The sequence below is a fragment of the Streptomyces sp. SS1-1 genome (assembly GCF_008973465.1).
Lineage (GTDB): Bacteria > Actinomycetota > Actinomycetes > Streptomycetales > Streptomycetaceae > Streptomyces.
Genome location: NZ_WBXN01000004.1, coordinates 1,794,314 through 1,812,020, shown reverse-complemented (window position 1 = coordinate 1,812,020; position 17,707 = coordinate 1,794,314). Strand labels below are relative to the sequence as shown.

At 73.5% G+C, this 17,707-nt stretch carries 12 protein-coding genes; 3 read left to right on the top strand and 9 right to left on the bottom strand.

The features are described from left to right. Positions 1-31: 31 nt before the first annotated feature. Genes F8R89_RS09435 through F8R89_RS09405 form a run of 7 tightly spaced genes read right to left on the bottom strand, consistent with a single transcriptional unit; the run spans position 32 to position 8,172 of the window. Positions 32-883 carry an HpcH/HpaI aldolase/citrate lyase family protein gene (locus F8R89_RS09435; RefSeq protein WP_151783543.1) on the bottom strand — a complete coding sequence of 284 codons (852 nt, stop codon included), beginning with the start codon at positions 881-883 and terminating at the stop codon, positions 32-34. Next, positions 880-2,079: a CaiB/BaiF CoA transferase family protein gene (locus F8R89_RS09430; RefSeq protein WP_151783542.1), complete on the bottom strand. Its 1,200-nt coding sequence runs from the start codon at positions 2,077-2,079 to the stop codon at positions 880-882. The genes F8R89_RS09435 and F8R89_RS09430 overlap by 4 nt, the downstream gene beginning before the upstream one ends. Next, the gene (rbsK, locus tag F8R89_RS09425; protein WP_151783541.1) at positions 2,076-2,969 is read right to left on the bottom strand and encodes a ribokinase; all 894 of its coding nucleotides are present in this window, start codon (positions 2,967-2,969) and stop codon (positions 2,076-2,078) included. The genes F8R89_RS09430 and rbsK overlap by 4 nt, the downstream gene beginning before the upstream one ends. Then, positions 2,966-4,372: an ADP-ribosylglycohydrolase family protein gene (locus F8R89_RS09420; protein ID WP_151783540.1), complete on the bottom strand. Its 1,407-nt coding sequence runs from the start codon at positions 4,370-4,372 to the stop codon at positions 2,966-2,968. Before F8R89_RS09420 ends, rbsK begins: the two co-directional genes overlap by 4 nt. Further along, positions 4,360-5,535, bottom strand: coding sequence for an ADP-ribosylglycohydrolase family protein (locus tag F8R89_RS09415; protein WP_151783539.1), 1,176 nt, complete (start codon positions 5,533-5,535; stop codon positions 4,360-4,362). The genes F8R89_RS09420 and F8R89_RS09415 overlap by 13 nt, the downstream gene beginning before the upstream one ends. Before the next feature lie 7 nt (positions 5,536-5,542). Then, positions 5,543-7,126, bottom strand: a complete 1,584-nt coding sequence (locus F8R89_RS09410; protein WP_151783538.1) for an ADP-ribosylglycohydrolase family protein — start codon at positions 7,124-7,126, stop codon at positions 5,543-5,545. Next, a complete protein-coding gene (locus F8R89_RS09405; RefSeq protein ID WP_151783537.1) occupies positions 7,123-8,172 on the bottom strand; it encodes an ADP-ribosylglycohydrolase family protein in 1,050 nt (349 codons plus the stop codon). The genes F8R89_RS09410 and F8R89_RS09405 overlap by 4 nt, the downstream gene beginning before the upstream one ends. 275 nt (positions 8,173-8,447) lie before the next feature. Here F8R89_RS09405 and F8R89_RS09400 point away from each other — a divergent pair, with 275 nt between their 5' ends. From F8R89_RS09400 to F8R89_RS09390, 3 genes are all read left to right on the top strand, one after another. Then, a complete protein-coding gene (locus F8R89_RS09400) occupies positions 8,448-9,179 on the top strand; it encodes a VIT1/CCC1 transporter family protein (RefSeq protein ID WP_151783536.1) in 732 nt (243 codons plus the stop codon). A gap of 397 nt (positions 9,180-9,576) precedes the next feature. Next, a complete protein-coding gene (gene gltB / locus F8R89_RS09395; RefSeq protein ID WP_151788047.1) occupies positions 9,577-14,169 on the top strand; it encodes a glutamate synthase large subunit in 4,593 nt (1,530 codons plus the stop codon). Then, positions 14,162-15,625, top strand: a complete 1,464-nt coding sequence (locus F8R89_RS09390; protein ID WP_151783535.1) for a glutamate synthase subunit beta — start codon at positions 14,162-14,164, stop codon at positions 15,623-15,625. The genes gltB and F8R89_RS09390 overlap by 8 nt, the downstream gene beginning before the upstream one ends. Positions 15,626-15,821: 196 nt before the next feature. On the opposite strand, the gene F8R89_RS09385 is transcribed toward F8R89_RS09390, so the two are convergent. Beyond that, entirely contained in the window at positions 15,822-16,727 is a 906-nt protein-coding gene (locus F8R89_RS09385) for a chitosanase (RefSeq protein WP_151783534.1), read from the bottom strand. After that, positions 16,724-17,662: a rhomboid family intramembrane serine protease gene (locus F8R89_RS09380; RefSeq protein ID WP_151783533.1), complete on the bottom strand. Its 939-nt coding sequence runs from the start codon at positions 17,660-17,662 to the stop codon at positions 16,724-16,726. Before F8R89_RS09380 ends, F8R89_RS09385 begins: the two co-directional genes overlap by 4 nt. Positions 17,663-17,707: the final 45 nt, after the last annotated feature.

Sequence of the window (17,707 nt, the reverse complement as noted above, 5' to 3'; positions counted from 1 at the left end):
CGCCCGGCCACCGGGCGCCCTTCGCCGTGTCTCAGCCGCGGCGGGCCAGGGACAGCGTCCGCCGCGCGGCCGCCACCACCGCCGCGTCCACGAACCGCCCGTCCGGCAGGGCCAGCGCCCCCTGGTCGGTCGCCGCCGCCTTCACGATCGTCTCCGCCTGCTCCAGCTCCCGCTCCGTGGGCAGATACGCCCGCTCGATCACGGGCAGCTGCCGGGGGTGGATGGCCGCGCGGCCCAGGAAACCGAGCGCGCGGCCGTGCGCGCAGGTCGCCGCCAGGCCCTCCAGATCGCGGATGTCCGGGTGGATGGACTGGGCGGGCGGGGGCAGCCCGGCCGCCCGCGCGGCGACCACGACGCGGGAACGGCACCAGTCGAGCCCGGCGTCGCCCCGTACACCCAGGTCGGCCCTCAGGTCCGCCTCGCCGAGCGAGATGCCGCGCAGGGCCGGATGCGCGGACGCGATCGCGTGCGCCCGCTCGATGCCGAGGGCCGACTCCAGCAGCGCGTGCAGCCGGGTCGTGCCCGGCGCCGCGGCCGGGGTGGTCTCGGCGAGGTGGATGATCTGGTCGGCCGACGTCACCTTCGGCAGCCGCAGCGCGGCCAGACCCGGCAGGGCGGCCAGCGCCGCGAGGTCCCGCGCCCCCGCCGGGGTGTCCAGGGCGTTCACCCGGACGTGGACCGGCACCGGGTGCTCCGGCGCGGAGAGCAGTTCGGCCGTGGCCGCCCGGGCATGGTCCTTGCGGTCCGGGGCCACCGCGTCCTCCAGGTCGACGATGACGACGTCGGCGCCCGACGCGAGCGCCCCCGCGACCACCCGCGGACGGTCCCCGGGGGCGTACAGCCAGGTCAGCGGGTACGGGCTGGTCTCCGCCGGGCCGGTCACAGGGCGCCCTCCTCCCGCAGGGCCGCGAGGTCGGCGGGGGACAGGCCGAGGCCGGTGAGGACCTCGTCGGTGTCCGCGCCGTGCGGGCGGCCCGCCCAGCGGATCGCGCCGGGCGTGGCGGAGAGCCGGAAGAGGACGTTCTGCATGCGCAGCGCGCCCAGCTCGGGGTCGTCGACGGTGGTCACGGTGCCGAGCGCGGCGTACTGCGGGTCCGTCATCACGTCCCGGACGTCCTGGACCGGGGCCACCGCCGCCTCCGCCTTCTCGAAGGCGGCCAGCACGTCCGCGCGGGTGTGCCGGGCGATCCAGTCGCCGACCGCCCGGTCCAGCACGTCGGCGTGCCGGGCCCGGTCCGCGCCCGTCGCGAACCACGGCTCGTCGATCAGGTCGGGGCGCCCCACGAGCCGCATCACCCGCTCGGCGACCGACTGGGCGGACGTGGAGACGGCGACCCAGGTGCCGTCGGCCGTGCGGTAGGTGTTGCGGGGGGCGTTGTTCGCGGAGCGGTTGCCGGTGCGCTCCTGGACGTAGCCGAGCTGGTCGTACCAGGTCGTCTGGGGTCCGAGGGCCAACAGCATCGGCTCGATGAGGGCCATGTCCACGACCTGCCCCTCGCCGGTGCGCTCGCGGGCCGCGAGGGCCGTCATCACGGCGTACGCGGTGGCGAGGCCCGCGATCGAGTCGGCCAGACCGAACGGCGGGAGCGTCGGGGGCGCGTCGGGCTCCCCGGTGAGCGCGGCGAAGCCGCTCATCGCCTCGGCCAGCGTGCCGAAGCCGGGGCGGTGGGAGTACGGCCCGAACTGCCCGAAGCCGGTGACCCGGGTCAGCACCAGACGGGGGTTGGCGGCCGACAGCTCCGGCCAGCCGAGGTCCCACTTCTCCAGGGTGCCGGGGCGGAAGTTCTCGATGACGACGTCCGCGGTGGCGGCCAGCCGCAGCAGGGTGGCGCGGCCACCGGGCCGGGACAGGTTCAGGGTGATCGTGCGCTTGTTGCGGCCGAGGACCTTCCACCACAGTCCCACCCCGTCCTTGGCGGGGCCGTGGCCGCGCGACGGGTCGGGCTTCTCCGGGTGCTCGACCTTGATCACCTCCGCGCCGAAGTCGCCGAGCAGGGTGGCGGCGAGGGGTCCGGCGAACAGGGTGGCCAGGTCGAGCACACGCAGTCCGGCCAGGGGCGCCGGGGCGGCCCCGGTCATGACGCGTACCGTTCGTCGATCTCGGGGCGGTACGGCATCGACACCGTGGCGCCCTCCCGCTGCACGGACAGGGCGGCCGCGCAGGACGCCCAGGTCAGCGCGTCGGGCATCAGCCGTCCCTCGCCGAGCGCCACCGCGAGCGCGCCGACGAAGGTGTCGCCGGCGCCGGTGGAGTCCACGGCGGTGACCCGCGGGGCGGGGACGGTCAGCGGCTCGGCGCCCCGGGCGGCGTACAGGCTGCCGGACGCGCCCAGGGTGACGACCACCTCGGGGACGAGGTCGAGGAGGGCGCCGGCCGCCTGGCGGGGGTCGGCGCGGCCGGTGAGGGTGGCGGCCTCGTGCTCGTTGGGGACGATCAGGTCGATCGCGCCGAGGAGCTCGTCGGGGAGCGGCTGGGCGGGGGACGGGGTGAGGATCGTGCGGACGCCGTGGCGGCGGGCGGCGCGGGCGCCCGCGAGCACGGCGGCCAGCGGGATCTCCAGCTGGAGCAGCAGGGTGTCGGCGTCGGCGATGACGCCCTCGTCGCCGGGGCTCAGATGGTCGAGGGTGCCGTTGGCGCCGGGGATGACGACGATCGCGTTGCCGCCCTCGTCGTCGACGACGATGTGCGCGGTGCCCGAGGGGCCCTCGACCGTGCGCAGGTCGTCGGTGTCGACGCCGGACTGTTCGAGGGCGGAGCGCAGCCGGGTGCCGTACATGTCGTTGCCGACGGCGCCGATCATCAGCACGTCGCCGCCCGCGCGGGCCGCGGCGGTCGCCTGGTTGGCGCCCTTGCCGCCGGGGATCGTGCGGAACTCCCGGCCGGTGACGGTCTCGCCGCGCTGCGGGGCCTTCTCTACGTAGGTGACGAGGTCCATGTTCGTGCTGCCGAGCACGACGATGTCGGTCATGGGCGGGTGGCCTCCAAGGGGCTGAGGTCCGGGGCGGGGTCGTGGGCGAGGTCGTGCGTGAGCCCGGCGAGGGTGTCGAAGCCGATGCCGTCGAGGCCGCCGACGGAGGTGGCGAGACGGTTCTTCAGCGGGGCGGTCCAGCGGTCGGGCAGGGCGGCGGGGGAGCCGGCGAGGAGACCGGCGACGCTGCCCGCCGTCGCCCCGTTGGAGTCGGTGTCCCAGCCGCCGGACACGGCACGGCAGATGGAGCCGGTGAAGTCGCCGTCCGCGTGGGTGAGGGCGGCGGCGATCAGGGCCGTGTTGGGGACGGCGTGGACCCAGTGGTGGTCCGGCCCGTACCGGGCGTGGAGCAGGTCGACGACGGTGTCGAAGTCCTCGTGCGTCCGGGCCAGCGCCGTCGCGTGCCCGACCGCCCGGGCCAGCCGGGACTCCGGCGGGATCACGGCGAGCCCGGCGCGCAGACAGGCGTGGACGTCCCCGGGGCCGGACGCGCTCGCCGCGCGGGCGATGACCGCCGCCGCGAACATCGCCGCGTGGACGCCGGTGGCGGTGTGGGTGAGGGTGGCGTCCCGGTGGGCCTGCTCGGCCGCGGCGCCCGGATCGCCGGGGTGGGTCCAGCCGTGGACGTCGGCCCGGATGAGGGCGCCGATCCACTCGCGGAACGGGTTGCGGTGGCGGGCCGTGTGCGGCGGTTCGACACCGAGGAGGAGGTTGCGCAGCGCGACGCGCTCGGCCGTGAACGTACGGCCCGCGGGCAGCTCGTCCAGCCAGAGCCGGGCCACGTCCGCGGTGGTGAAGGCGCGGCCGTACCGCTGGAGCAGGAGGAGGTTGAGCAGCGGGTAGTTGAGGTCGTCGTCCTCCGGCATGCCGTCGATGTTCTCGGCGAGCGAGGTTGCGGCGGAGCGGCGGTTCCAGGGGTGGGCGGCCAGCAGGTCCGCCGGGACGCCCCTGGCCGTGAAGTAGCCGCGCAGGGGCCAGTTCCCGGTGGGCCGGGCGAGCGCGCGGAGGGCGTCGAGGGGGAGCTTCTCGACCGGCTTGCCGAGCAGACAGCCGACGGCCCGGCCCAGCCAGGCGGCCTCCAGCCGGGCCGGTGTGGTCCGGACGGGGGCGGCGGGCGGCGCCGGCCAGTGGGGGCAGAGCGCCCTGATGGCGGCGAGGCCGGTGGGCTCGCGGTCGGCGGTCCGGCTGGGCAGGTCCGCCAGTTCGTCCAGCAGGTCCTCGGCCAGCGTCCGCAGGTACCGGGACGCCGGCTCCGCCGAGGCGCCCGCCCGGAGCGGGGCCGTACGGCCGCCCGCCGCCTCCCAGCGGGCCGCGATCCGCGCGGGCTCCCGGCCGTCCAGGGCGGCCTGCCGCAGTTCGTGGCCGAGCAGGTCCTCGGGCTGGACCCAGGTCAGTCGGAGCACGGCCGGCCCTCCAGCACCCGGAACGCCGCCTCGTGCGCGCGGCGGCGGGCCAGGTCACGGGCGTGCACCTCGCGGGCCACGTCGGTCAGGACGCGGGCCGGCTCCCACAGGTCGAGGCGGCTGGCCTCCGCGACCGTCTTCGCCCACTCGTCCGGGACGGGGGAGCCGAGGGCGCCCGTCACCGCGCCCGCCATCGTCGCGATGGAGTCGCAGTCCCGCCCGTAGTTGACCGCGCCGAGCACCGCCCGGCGGTGGTCGCCGCCGGCGATCAGCACCATGGCCAGGGCGATCGGCAGCTCCTCGATCGCGTGCAGCCGGGAGGGGCGGCGGGCGCCGAGCGAGGGCCGGCGGTAGTCGGGGCCGACGGTGTCGTAGGGGGCGACCGCCTCGCGCAGCGGGACCAGCGCCGACTCGACGTCGCGGTGGGCCGCGGCGGTCTCGCAGCACTTCTCGATGGCCTCGCGGGTGCCGTCCTTGGCGAGCGCGAGGCAGGTGTCGACGACGGACTCCGGGGTGGCGCCCGGGACGCAGGCCGCCGCGACCGCCGCCGCGAAGACGCCGGCCGCCTCCCGTCCGTACGACGACTGGTGCGCGCCCGCGACGTCCAGGGCCTCGGCGTACGCGGCCCGTGGGTCGGCCGCGTTCACCAGGCCGACCGGGGCCATGTACATCGCGGCGCCGCAGTTCACGATGTTGCCGACGCCGGCCTCGCGGGGGTCCACGTGCCCGTAGTGCAGGCGGGCCACCAGCCACTTCTCCGCGAGGAAGATCCGGTGCAGGGGAAGCGCCTCCGCCTCCAGCTCCGGGATCCAGCGCGGGGTGGTCATCAGGTCCGGGACCAGGTGGCCGGCGATCGCGTACGCGTCGAGGTGGTCACGGACGGCCGCGTAGACGCGGACCAGGGCGTGCGTCATCAAGGTGTCGTCGGTGACGTGCCCGTCGCCCTTGTGGTACGGCGCGATGGGGCGTGCCGTGCGCCAGTCGTCGCCGTTCCAGGGGCCGACGACGCCGTGGACGCGGCCGCCGTGGCGCTCCAGGATCTGGTCGGGGGAGTAGCCCTCCACCGGGCCGCCGAGGGCGTCGCCGACCGCCGCGCCCACCAGGGCGCCGGTGATCCGTTCGTCGAGACGCGGACCACTGCTTTCATCTGCTTTGGGCGTCATGCCGGAATCATCCTCCTGGTGGGTGCGGTTGTGCGGCTTCCAGGAGGTCGGCGAGTTCCACCAGGTCGGTGCCGGTGAGCCGGGGGAGCGCACAGCCGGACAGGGTGCGGCAGGTGTCCCGCCAGGCGGCCGGGACGCAGGCGTCGCCGCCCAGGGCGCCGGTCAGGGCGCCGGCCAGGGCCGGGGCCGAGTCGGCCACCCGGGACAGACAGGCGGCGGCCGGGACCGCCTCGGCGATACGGCCGCCCGCGGCGAGGGTCAGGGCGAGGGCGACCGGCACGGTCTCGGCGGCGGCGACGCCGTAGCTGTAGACGTGGTCGACGATCTGGTGCTCCAGGAGGGGGACCAGGGCGAAGGCGCCGGCGGCGGCGTGGGCGAGGTCCACGGCGTGCCGGGCGTTGCGGCCGATCTCCGTCCCGGCGGGCAGCTCGGTGAGCGCCGCCGCCACGCAGGCGCCGGTGGGCGTGCCGGTGAGGGCGAGCGATACGGCCGCCGCCATCGCCCGCGCGCCGAGGACGCCGTCGCCGTCCTGGGTGTACCGGGCGTCGAACTCGGCGAGGTCGGCGGCGCGGGCGGGGTCGCCGGGGTGGGCGACGGCCAGGACGCACGCCCGGACGCAGGCCGCGTCGTCGAAGAAGTGCGGGTTGTCGTGGCCGGTGGCGGGCGGGCGCAGGCCGGTGGCGAGGTTGCCGAGGCCCGCGCGGACGGAGATGCGGGCGCGCAGGGGGAGGACCGCCGACTCGACTTCCGGGGCGCGGTCGGCGGCGGCGGCGACCTCGCCGGCGACGGCGTTCCAGGTGAGGTCGATCGCGGCGCGTACGCGGCGGTCGCGGCTGAGGTCGCCGAGGGCGGTGTCGTCGCCGGCCCGCAGCAGGGCCTCGGCGGTGAAGGCCGCCCACTCGGCGTCGTCGGAGGGGCCGAGGCGGAGGGGTTCGGGGGGCTGGTTGAGGGCGATCGGCACGGGGAGGGTGGTGGTGGCGTTCTGCTCGGCGAACGTCTCCAGTTCGCGGGTCAGACGGCGGGTCCAGTCCGGCATCCGGGCGGCGCGGTGCCGGGCGGCGGGCCATCCGGCGGCGTCGCCTGCGGCCAGGCCGAGGAGGAGCCCTCTGACGCGGTGCGCTGTCGGCTGCGCCGGCCGGTGGGTGGGGACGGCCTCGGCTTCGCCTTCGGCCCGGAGCTTCCCACCCGCACGAGGATGCTGCGCCGGCGCGGGGGCGAGTACGGCCTCGGCTTCGCCTTCGGCCGGGAGCTTCCCACCCGCACCACCCGTGCGGCTTTCGTGGTCGGGTGCGGGTGGCCCCGGCCGGGCGTGCTCGTCGTCGGCGGCTGCGGGCTCGGGGGGTGGGAGGAGGAGGGCGGGGGTGGGTGTGCGGCTTTCGTGGTCGGGTGCAGGTGGCCCCGGCGGGGCGTGCTCGTCGGCGGCTGCGGGTTCGGGGGGTGGGAGGAGGAGGGTGGGGGTGGGTGGGGCCGTTCCGGTGGGGTCGTCGTCGGGGGAGGCCGGGGTGTCCGGTGGCGGGAGGATCGCCGGAGCCGCTGTGGGTGGGGATGTGTCCGCGGGGGTGGGGTCGGACCAGGGGGTCGGGGGAGTCATCCGAGGGGCTCCTTGGTGGGGGTGAGGGCTCCGGTGATCCATTTGCGGTCGTCGCCGGGGATCAGCAGTTCCGCCACGTCCAGGACGTGGTGGCCCGCCATCGACGGCAGGCAGCTGCCGCGGGCCGGGGCGATCGCGGCCGCCCAGTCCGGGGGGATCGCCCCCTCGCCCCGCGTCGCCCCGGCCAGCGCGCCCGCGACCGCGGCCGTCGTGTCGGCGTCGCGGCCCATGTTCACCGCCGTCAGGACCGCCTGGACGAAGTCGCCGTCGGCCGCCGCGTACGCCCCGAAGGCCAGGGCGACCGCCTCGGGGGCGAGGTCGGTCCACGGGTAGCCGCCGATCACCACCGCGGAGCGCACCGCGCGCTCCCCCTCGTGGGCGACCGCGGCGGCCCGGCGCAGGGAGCGGGCCGTCCAGGAGTCGTCCGGGACCACGGCCAGCGCCGAGGCCACCACCACCGGGGTCGGCGCCCCCGCCATCGCCGCGGCCACTCCGGCGGCCACGGCCTGGCCGCCGTAGATGCCCTCGCCGTCGTGGCTCACCGAGCCGTCGATGGCGACCAGCCGGGCCGCCTCCGCCGGGCGGCCCGCCGCGAACACCCCGAAGGGCGCCGCCCGCATCGCCAGCCCGTCGCTCCAGGCGTGCCGGTGCTGGGCGGAGATGGGGGCGGCGAGACCGCGGCGCAGGTTCTCCAGCGTGCCCCGCTCGCTGAACCCGGCGCCCCGGAACGGTCCTTCGGCGCGGCCGGCGATCCACTCGTGCCAGGCCGCCTCGACATGGGCCGGGGTGAGGGCCGAGCCGTGCCGGGCGAGCAGCAGCCCCGAGAAGATCGCGTACTCGGTGTCGTCGGTGCCGCAGGGGCGCTCGGCCACGAACCCGGTGATCCGGCCCCACCGGGCACGGATCTCCGAGGGCTTCAGGTTCTCGGCGGGAGCGCCCAGCGCGTCGCCGACCGCCAGGCCCAGCAGGGCGCCGCGGGCCCGCTCGCGGAGTTCTCCGGCGTCACCGGGCGCCGGAACCGGGGGGATGCGGGCGATCGATGCCATACGCGGCCTCTCCTCCGGGGGTTCCGCCAGGGCGCGGAGCCCTTTGCGGATGTGTCCCACCGTCGGCGGTTGACCTGAGCCTCACCGGGGCCACTGTCACCCGGTCGAGCTGTCCTCCGAGGCCCCGGCCGTGTGGCGGGTTTCCAGGGAAAACCGCAGGTTAGCCCAGCCTTTCCTTGCTGGCGGGAGGGAATGCGGAAGCGTAGATTTGGCGTTGTCGAAGAGTAGAACGCGTCTAAAGACAGCCTTACCTGACTTCCTCCGGGGGGAACTTCATGGCCATCATCGACACCGAGGCCGCGCTGCACGAGGCGCACCGCGACAACCACACCCACCGCGATGTGAACGGCGGCTGGCTGCGCCCCGCGGTCTTCGGCGCGATGGACGGCCTGGTCTCCAACCTCGCCCTCATGACCGGTGTCGCCGGCGGTGCGGTCAGCCACCAGACCGTCGTGCTCAGCGGCCTCGCGGGCCTCGCCGCCGGCGCCTTCTCCATGGCGGCCGGCGAGTACACCTCGGTCGCCTCGCAGCGCGAGCTCGTCGAGGCCGAACTGGCCGTCGAGCGGCGCGAGCTGACCAAGCACCCCAAGGACGAGGAGGCCGAGCTGGCGGCCCTCTACGAGGCCCGGGGTGTGGACGCGGACCTCGCGCGCGCCGTCGCCGAGCAGCTCTCCCGCGACCCCGAGGTGGCCCTGGAGATACACGCCCGCGAGGAGCTCGGCATCGACCCGGGCGACCTGCCCTCGCCGCTGGTCGCGGCCGTGTCGTCGTTCGGGTCCTTCGCCCTCGGCGCCCTGCTGCCGGTCCTGCCGTACCTGCTCGGCGCCACCACGCTGTGGCCGGCGGTGCTGGTCGCGCTCTTCGGGCTGTTCCTGTGCGGCGCGGTCGTCGCCAAGGTCACGGCGCGCAGCTGGTGGTACAGCGGTCTGCGGCAGCTCGCCCTGGGTGGCGCGGCGGCCGGTGTGACGTACGCCCTGGGCAGTTTCTTCGGAACGGCCGTAGGATAGCGCGGCTGGAACGTATGCGAGGGACCGCATAAGTTTCCGTTACTCGCGGGTTTCGGGGGCATGACCACCGGGCATGAGCCGTAAGCACTGTGGGCAATGACGCCTGGGGTGCACGCGCGGGGTGGGCGACGACGCCCCTTCCGCCTCCCTGAGGACCGTCGGGCATGGACCTGCCTCGTGCGGTCCACCACATACTTCGAGCCACGTGCGCGGGACCCCTGCCGCAGGCCGTGGTGTCCGCATGATGGAACGGAGTATCCCGGTTCCCGAGAGTCGTTCCATCATGTAACCTGCACGAAATTTTGCGATCACGCAGAGGGCCAACGTCGTCCCTTGCACCTGCTCCCGGCCTTGTTCCCGGGGGACCCCCAGACACATGACGACGACGGGAGAGCCGATGCGTACGCCGCGCCAGCCGTCCCAGCACTCCGCGAATGGCCAGAACTGGTCGTTCATGGATGCTCGCCCTGCTGCGCAGGGTATGTACGACCCCCGCGACGAGCACGACGCCTGCGGTGTCGGCTTCGTGGCCACCCTCACCGGAGAGGCGAGCCACACGCTGGTCGAGCAGGCGCTGACCGTTCTGCGCAATCTCGAGCACCGCGGCGCCACCGGCTCCGAGCCCGACTCGGGAGACGGCGCCGGCATCCTCTCCCAGGTGCCGGACGCCTTCCTGCGCGAGGTCGCCGGGTTCGAGCTCCCCGAGGCCGGCGCCTACGCCGTCGGCATCGCCTTCCTGCCGGAGGACGGCACCGAGGACGCCGTCGCGCGCATCGAGACGATCGCCGCCGAAGAGGGCCTCGACGTCCTCGGCTGGCGCGAGGTCCCGGTCGCCCCCGGCCTGCTCGGCGCCACCGCCCGCTCGACGATGCCGGCGTTCCGCCAGATCTTCGTCGCGGACGGCACCTCCACGGACATCGCGCTCGACCGCAAGGCGTTCGTCCTGCGCAAGCGCGCCGAGCGCGAGGCCGGGGTGTACTTCCCCTCGCTGTCGGCCCGCACCATCGTCTACAAGGGCATGCTGACCACCGGCCAGCTCGAGCCCTTCTTCCCGGACCTGTCCGACCGCCGCTTCGCCTCCGCGATCGCGCTCGTCCACTCGCGCTTCTCCACGAACACCTTCCCGTCGTGGCCGCTCGCGCACCCCTACCGCTTCGTCGCGCACAACGGTGAGATCAACACCGTCAAGGGCAACCGCAACTGGATGCGCGCCCGCGAGTCGCAGCTCGTCTCCGACCTGTTCGGCGACAAGGGCCTGGAGCGCGTCTTCCCGGTCTGCACCCCGGACGCCTCCGACTCCGCCTCCTTCGACGAGGTCCTGGAACTGCTGCACCTCGGCGGCCGCTCCCTGCCGCACTCGGTGCTGATGATGATCCCGGAGGCGTGGGAGAACCACGACTCCATGGACCCGGCCCGCCGCGCCTTCTACCAGTTCCACTCCACGATGATGGAGCCCTGGGACGGCCCCGCCTGTGTCACCTTCACCGACGGCACCCAGGTCGGCGCGGTCCTCGACCGCAACGGCCTGCGCCCCGGCCGCTACTGGGTCACCGACGACGGCCTCGTCGTCCTCGGCTCCGAGGTCGGCGTCCTCGACATCGACCCCGCCAAGGTCGTCCGCAAGGGCCGCCTCCAGCCGGGCCGCATGTTCCTCGTCGACACCGCCGAGCACCGCATCATCGAGGACGACGAGATCAAGGCGTCCCTCGCCGGCGAGCAGCCGTACGCGGAGTGGCTGGAGGCCGGCGAGATCGAGCTGTCGGACCTGCCCGAGCGTGAGCACATCGTGCACACCCACGCCTCGGTCACCCGCCGCCAGCAGACCTTCGGCTACACCGAGGAAGAGCTGCGCATCATCCTCGCGCCGATGGCCAAGGCCGGCGCCGAGCCGATCGGCTCGATGGGCACCGACTCGCCGATCGCCGCGCTCAGCGACCGCCCCCGGCTGCTCTTCGACTACTTCACCCAGCTGTTCGCGCAGGTCACCAACCCGCCGCTGGACGCCATCCGCGAGGAGCTCGTCACCTCGCTGCGCTCCTCGCTGGGCCCGCAGGGCAACCTGCTGGAGCCGACCGCCGCCTCCTGTCGCTCGGTCACCCTGCCCTTCCCGGTGATCGACAACGACGAGCTGGCCAAGCTCATCCACATCAACGCCGACGGCGACATGCCCGGCTTCAAGGCCGCGACGCTCTCCGGCCTGTACCGGGTCTCCGGCGGCGGCGACGCCCTCGCCGCGCGCATCGAGGAGATCTGCGCCGAGGCCGACGCCGCCATCGAGAACGGCGCCCGGCTGATCGTCCTGTCGGACCGCCACTCCGACGCCGAGCACGCGCCGATCCCGTCGCTGCTGCTCACCGCGGCCGTCCACCACCACCTCATCCGCACCAAGCAGCGCACCCACGTGGGCCTGCTGGTCGAGGCCGGCGACGTCCGCGAGGTCCACCACGTCGCCCTGCTCATCGGCTACGGCGCCGCCGCGGTCAACCCGTACCTGGCGATGGAGTCCGTCGAGGACCTGGTCCGCGCCGGCACCTTCCTGCCCGGCATCGAGGCCGAGCAGGCCATCCGGAACCTGATCTACGCCCTCGGCAAGGGCGTGCTCAAGGTCATGTCCAAGATGGGCATCTCCACCGTCGCCTCCTACCGCGGTGCCCAGGTCTTCGAGGCCGTCGGTCTCGAGGAGGCCTTCGTCGAGAAGTACTTCAACGGCACCACCAGCAAGATCGGCGGCGTCGGCATCGACGTCGTCGCCAAGGAGGTCGCCGCCCGGCACGCCAAGGCCTACCCGGCCTCCGGCATCGCCCCGGCGCACCGCGCGCTGGACATCGGCGGCGAGTACCAGTGGCGCCGCGAGGGCGAGCCGCACCTGTTCGACCCGGAGACGGTCTTCCGCCTCCAGCACTCCACGCGCACCGGCCGCTACGACATCTTCAAGAAGTACACGGCCCGCGTGAACGAGCAGTCCGAGCGCCTGATGACGCTGCGCGGCCTGTTCGGCTTCAAGTCGGACCGCCCCTCGATCCCCGTCGAGGAGGTCGAGCCGGTCTCCGAGATCGTCAAGCGCTTCTCCACCGGCGCCATGTCGTACGGCTCCATCTCCAAGGAGGCGCACGAGACCCTCGCCATCGCCATGAACCAGCTGGGCGGCAAGTCCAACACCGGTGAGGGCGGCGAGGACCCGGACCGTCTGTACGACCCGGCCCGCCGGTCGTCCATCAAGCAGGTCGCCTCCGGCCGCTTCGGTGTGACGAGCGAGTACCTGGTCAACGCCGACGACATCCAGATCAAGATGGCCCAGGGCGCCAAGCCCGGCGAGGGCGGCCAGCTGCCCGGCCACAAGGTCTACCCGTGGGTCGCGAAGACGCGTCACTCGACGCCGGGCGTGGGCCTCATCTCCCCGCCGCCGCACCACGACATCTACTCCATCGAGGACCTCGCCCAGCTGATCCACGACCTGAAGAACGCCAACCCGAAGGCGCGCATTCACGTCAAGCTGGTCTCCGAGGTCGGCGTCGGCACGGTCGCGGCCGGTGTGTCCAAGGCGCACGCGGACGTCGTCCTCATCTCCGGCCACGACGGCGGCACCGGCGCCTCCCCGCTGACCTCGCTGAAGCACGCGGGCGGCCCCTGGGAGCTCGGCCTCGCCGAGACCCAGCAGACCCTGCTGCTCAACGGCCTGCGCGACCGCATCGTCGTCCAGACCGACGGGCAGCTGAAGACCGGCCGTGACGTCGTCATCGCCGCGCTGCTCGGCGCCGAGGAGTTCGGTTTCGCGACCGCGCCGCTCGTCGTCTCCGGCTGCGTCATGATGCGCGTCTGCCACCTGGACACCTGCCCGGTCGGCATCGCCACCCAGAACCCGGTGCTGCGCGACCGCTTCTCCGGCAAGGCCGAGTACATCGTCAACTTCTTCCGGTACATCGCCGAAGAGGTCCGCGAGCTCCTCGCCGAGCTGGGCTTCCGCTCCATCGAGGAGGCCGTCGGCCACGCCGAGGCGCTCGACGTGACCCGCGCGGTCGACCACTGGAAGGCGCAGGGCCTGGACCTGGAGCCGCTGTTCCACGTGCCCGACCTGCCGGCCGGCGCGGTGCGCCACCAACTGGTCGAGCAGGACCACGGCCTGGAGAAGGCGCTCGACAACGAGCTGATCAAGCTCGCCGCCGACGCCCTCGCCGCCGAGTCCGCGAACGACGCCCAGCCGGTGCGCGCCCAGGTCAAGGTCCGCAACATCAACCGCACGGTCGGCACCATGCTCGGCCACGAGGTGACGAAGAAGTTCGGTGGCGCGGGCCTGCCCGACGACACCATCGACATCACCTTCACCGGCAGCGCGGGCCAGTCCTTCGGCGCCTTCCTCCCGCGCGGTGTCACGCTGCGCCTGGAGGGCGACGCCAACGACTACGTCGGCAAGGGCCTGTCCGGCGGGCGCATCGTGGTCCGGCCGGACCGGGCCGCCGACCACCTCGCCGAGTTCTCGACGATCGCGGGCAACACGATCGCGTACGGCGCGACCGGCGGCGAGCTGTTCCTGCGCGGCCGGACCGGCGAGCGGTTCTGCGTCCGCAACTCCGGCGCGCTGGTCGTCTCCGAGGGCGTGGGCGACCACGGCTGCGAGTACATGACCGGCGGTCACGCGGTGGTCCTCGGCGAGACGGGCCGCAACTTCGCGGCCGGCATGTCCGGTGGCGTCGCCTACGTCATCGACCTCGACCGGGACAACGTCAACGCCGGCAACGTGGGTGCCGTCGAGGCGCTCGACGACGCCGACAAGCAGTGGCTGCACGACGTCGTGCGCCGCCACCAGGAGGAGACCGGGTCCACGGTCGCCGAGAAGCTCCTCGCCGAGTGGGACACCGCGGTGGACCGCTTCAGCAAGATCATCCCCAGCACGTACAAGGCAGTGCTCGCCGCCAAGGACGCCGCCGAGCGAGCCGGTCTCACCGAGACCGAGATCACCGAGAAGATGATGGAGGCGGCGACCAATGGCTGATCCCAAGGGCTTTCTCAACCACGGGCGCGAGGTCGCCAAGTCCCGCCCCGTCGACGTGCGGCTGAAGGACTGGAACGAGGTCTACGTCCCCGGCTCCCTGCTGCCGATCATCAGCAAGCAGGCCAGCCGGTGCATGGACTGCGGCATCCCGTTCTGCCACAACGGGTGTCCGCTCGGGAACCTCATCCCGGAGTGGAACGACTACGCCTACCGCGAGGACTGGGCGGCCGCCCAGGAGCGGCTGCACGCGACCAACAACTTCCCGGAGTTCACCGGTCGCCTCTGCCCCGCGCCCTGCGAGTCGGCGTGCGTGCTCGGCATCAACCAGCCGCCGGTCACCATCAAGAACGTCGAGGTCTCGATCATCGACAAGGCGTGGGAGACCGGGGACGTCGCCCCGCAGATCCCCGAGCGCCTGTCCGGCAAGACCGTCGCCGTCATCGGCTCGGGCCCGGCGGGTCTCGCCGCCGCCCAGCAGCTGACCCGGGCCGGCCACACCGTGGCCGTGTACGAGCGCGCCGACCGCGTCGGCGGCCTGCTGCGCTACGGCATCCCCGAGTTCAAGATGGAGAAGCGGCACATCAACCGCCGCATCGAGCAGATGCGCGCGGAGGGCACCCGCTTCCGGACCGGCATCGAGATCGGCCGCGACCTCAAGGCGACCGACCTGAAGAAGCGGTACGACGCCGTCGTCATCGCCGCCGGCGCCACCACCGCCCGTGACCTGCCCGTCCCCGGCCGGGAGCTGAAGGGCGTGTACCAGGCGATGGAGTACCTGCCGCTGTCGAACAAGGTCCAGGAGGGCGACTACGTCACCACCCCGATCTCCGCCGAGGGCAAGCACGTCGTCGTCATCGGCGGCGGCGACACCGGCGCCGACTGCGTGGGCACCGCCCACCGCCAGGGCGCGGCCTCGGTGACGCAGCTGGAGATCATGCCCCGCCCGAACGACGAGCGGAACAACGTCACCCAGCCGTGGCCGACGTTCCCGATGCTCTACAAGGTGACGTCCGCGCACGAGGAGGGCGGCGAGCGGGTCTACTCCGTCTCCACCACCCACTTCGAGGGCGACGAGGACGGCAACGTCCAGTGGCTGCACCTCACCGAGGTCGAGTTCGTCGACGGCAAGCTGACCCAGAAGCCGGGCACGGAGCGCAAGATCCCCGCCCAGCTGGTCACCCTCGCGATGGGCTTCACCGGCACCGACCGGGAGAACGGCCTGGTCGAGCAGTTCGGCCTGGAGCTCGACGAGCGCGGCAACATCGCCCGCGACGCCGACTTCCAGACCAACGTGCCCGGTGTGTTCGTCGCCGGTGACGCGGGCCGCGGCCAGTCGCTCATCGTGTGGGCGATCGCCGAGGGCCGCTCGGCCGCCCGCGGCTGCGACCGGTTCCTGACCGGCGCCAGCGAGCTGCCGGCCCCGATCCGCCCGACGGACCGCGCCCTGGCGGTCTGATCCCGCGGATCATCGAGAACGTCCCGTACAACGGCGTACGGGCGGGAAATCCGGGGGCTTCCCCCGGACCCCCCGAGACGGCGTCTGCCTCGTCCCCGACCGGACGAACGGGCAGGCGCCGTCGGCATGTCCGGGGCCGCCGGCGAACCGGAGGGGGCCGCCCGGTACGCCCGGACGGCCCCTCTGCTGCGCGCGGCTACGGCAGGTGGTACGTCTCCCCGTACACCTTCCACTTCAGCGGCGGCTTCAGTTCGAGGTTGCCGTCGTACAGGAACTGCCGCTGGGCGGTGTCGATGCGGCTGGTGTCGATGCCGGGGCGCTTGTCCTTCATGGCCTCGCGGCGGATGTCCAGGAAGATGTCCAGGTACTCCTTCTCGTCGCCGCCCTGGGCGGGGGTGTCCGCCTCGCGCTGGGCGCGTTCGCGCAGCACGTAGAAGCCGTCGTCGTCGATGCCGGGGCCGTGGAAGACCATCGCGTCGTAGTAGATGAACTGGCCCAGGGTGCCCAGCCCGTCGAGCTTGGCCAGACGCACCGCCGGTTCGAAGTAGGCGCGGTCGCGTTCGTCGAGCTGCGCCTGCTGGAACTCGGGCTTGCGGGCCTCCGCCTTCCACGCCTCGGTGAAGCCGGGGTCCAGGCCCTCGTGCGAGTCGGTGCCGTCGACGGCGCGCAGCGCGGGCAGGTACTTCGCGAGCCCGTTGTCCGGGTGGTCGGCGGTGTAGTGCTCGACCAGGACGCGCAGGTCGTTGGTGCCGGTGCAGAAGCCGATGATGCCCGCCGTGTACCCCTGGCCGTCGCCGATGTCCTCGATGTAGCCGAAGGTGTCACGCCAGTTCAGGGTGGAGTTCTCGGCGCTGGACACCAGTTGCTGGGCGAGGGTCCTCCTGGCCGGTGTGGCGAGGCCGGGCGGCTGGTCGGCGATCAGCTCCTCGTCCGCCGACCGCTCCTTCTCGGCCCGGGACTTGGCCTCCTGCCGGGACACCTGCTGGGTGCTGACGGTCGGGGAGGCCGGGCTCTCGGCGGAGTCGGTGGGCATGAGGAAGTACGCCGCCGCGGTGAGGGCCAGCGGGGCCGCCGCGAAGATCAGGATGCCGGAACGCTTCACTGGGGTATTCCTCCACCGGTCAGCTCGGAGACCTTGGCGAAGGCGGCCATGGCGAGCAGGACGAGGACGCCCGCGCACGCGGCCGCCTGGATCAGGGCCTGGCGCGGTCCGCGCGGGGCGTAGGCGAGGGCGGCGGTCACCGCCGCGCCGGTCAGGAGTCCGCCGAGGTGCCCCTGCCACGAGGTCAGCCCCGCGGACAGCAGCATCCACAGCAGCAGGAACAGCATGAACCGGTTCACGGACCGCATGTCCGCGCCGATCCGGCGGGCCAGCACGTAGTAGGCGGCGCCCAGTCCGAAGATCGCGCCGGACGCGCCCAGCGACTCCGTGTTCACGTCGGTGAGCATCAGCTCGAAGACCGAGCCGCCGAGCGTCGCCAGCAGGTACAGCGCGACGAACCGCAGCCGCCCGAGCATCGGTTCCACGACCCGGCCGAGCTGCCACAGCGCGACCATGTTCAGCACGATGTGCAGCAGCCCGAAGGTGCCCTCCGTCGGCGGCAGGTGGAGGAAGCCGCTGGTGAGCAACCGCTCCCACTCCCCGGCGACCAGGCCGGACGGCTCGAAGCCGGGCGGGTGACCGGGCTGGTAGACGTAGAAGGCGCCGTCCGGTCCGGTCAGGCGGGCGGACACCATCGAGAACCGGTCGACCAGCTCGGGGCGGGCCAGCTCGGCCAGGTAGGCGACCAGGTTCAGGCCGATCAGGACCGACGTCACCAGCGGTGTGCTCGTGATCCGTCCGCCGACGAGCGTGCGGGCCTGCCGGACCGAGCGCGCCCCCTCCTTCACGCACTCCACGCACTGGTGCCCGACGGCCGCCTCCCGCATACAGGACGGGCAGATGTAGCGGTCGCAGCGCGTGCAGCGCACGTGGGACTCCACCCTGGGGTGGCGGTAGCACGTGGTGACGGCTGCGTCGGTGGGCTCGGGCTCCACTGCCGGCTCCCTGGAGGAATCGAATGAACGGTGAGCCGATGGGGA

Excerpts from the sequence above, each read along its gene's own strand:
- F8R89_RS09430 (WP_151783542.1), bottom strand. The coding sequence starts at position 2,079 with ATGACCGGGGCCGCCCCGGCGCCCCTGGCCGGACTGCGTGTGCTCGAC.
- rbsK (WP_151783541.1), bottom strand. The coding sequence starts at position 2,969 with ATGACCGACATCGTCGTGCTCGGCAGCACGAACATGGACCTCGTCACC.
- F8R89_RS09415 (WP_151783539.1), bottom strand. The coding sequence starts at position 5,535 with ATGACGCCCAAAGCAGATGAAAGCAGTGGTCCGCGTCTCGACGAACGG.
- F8R89_RS09410 (WP_151783538.1), bottom strand. The coding sequence starts at position 7,126 with ATGACTCCCCCGACCCCCTGGTCCGACCCCACCCCCGCGGACACATCC.
- F8R89_RS09405 (WP_151783537.1), bottom strand. The coding sequence starts at position 8,172 with ATGGCATCGATCGCCCGCATCCCCCCGGTTCCGGCGCCCGGTGACGCC.
- F8R89_RS09400 (WP_151783536.1), top strand. The coding sequence starts at position 8,448 with ATGGCCATCATCGACACCGAGGCCGCGCTGCACGAGGCGCACCGCGAC.
- gltB (WP_151788047.1), top strand. The coding sequence starts at position 9,577 with ATGCGTACGCCGCGCCAGCCGTCCCAGCACTCCGCGAATGGCCAGAAC.
- F8R89_RS09390 (WP_151783535.1), top strand. The coding sequence starts at position 14,162 with ATGGCTGATCCCAAGGGCTTTCTCAACCACGGGCGCGAGGTCGCCAAG.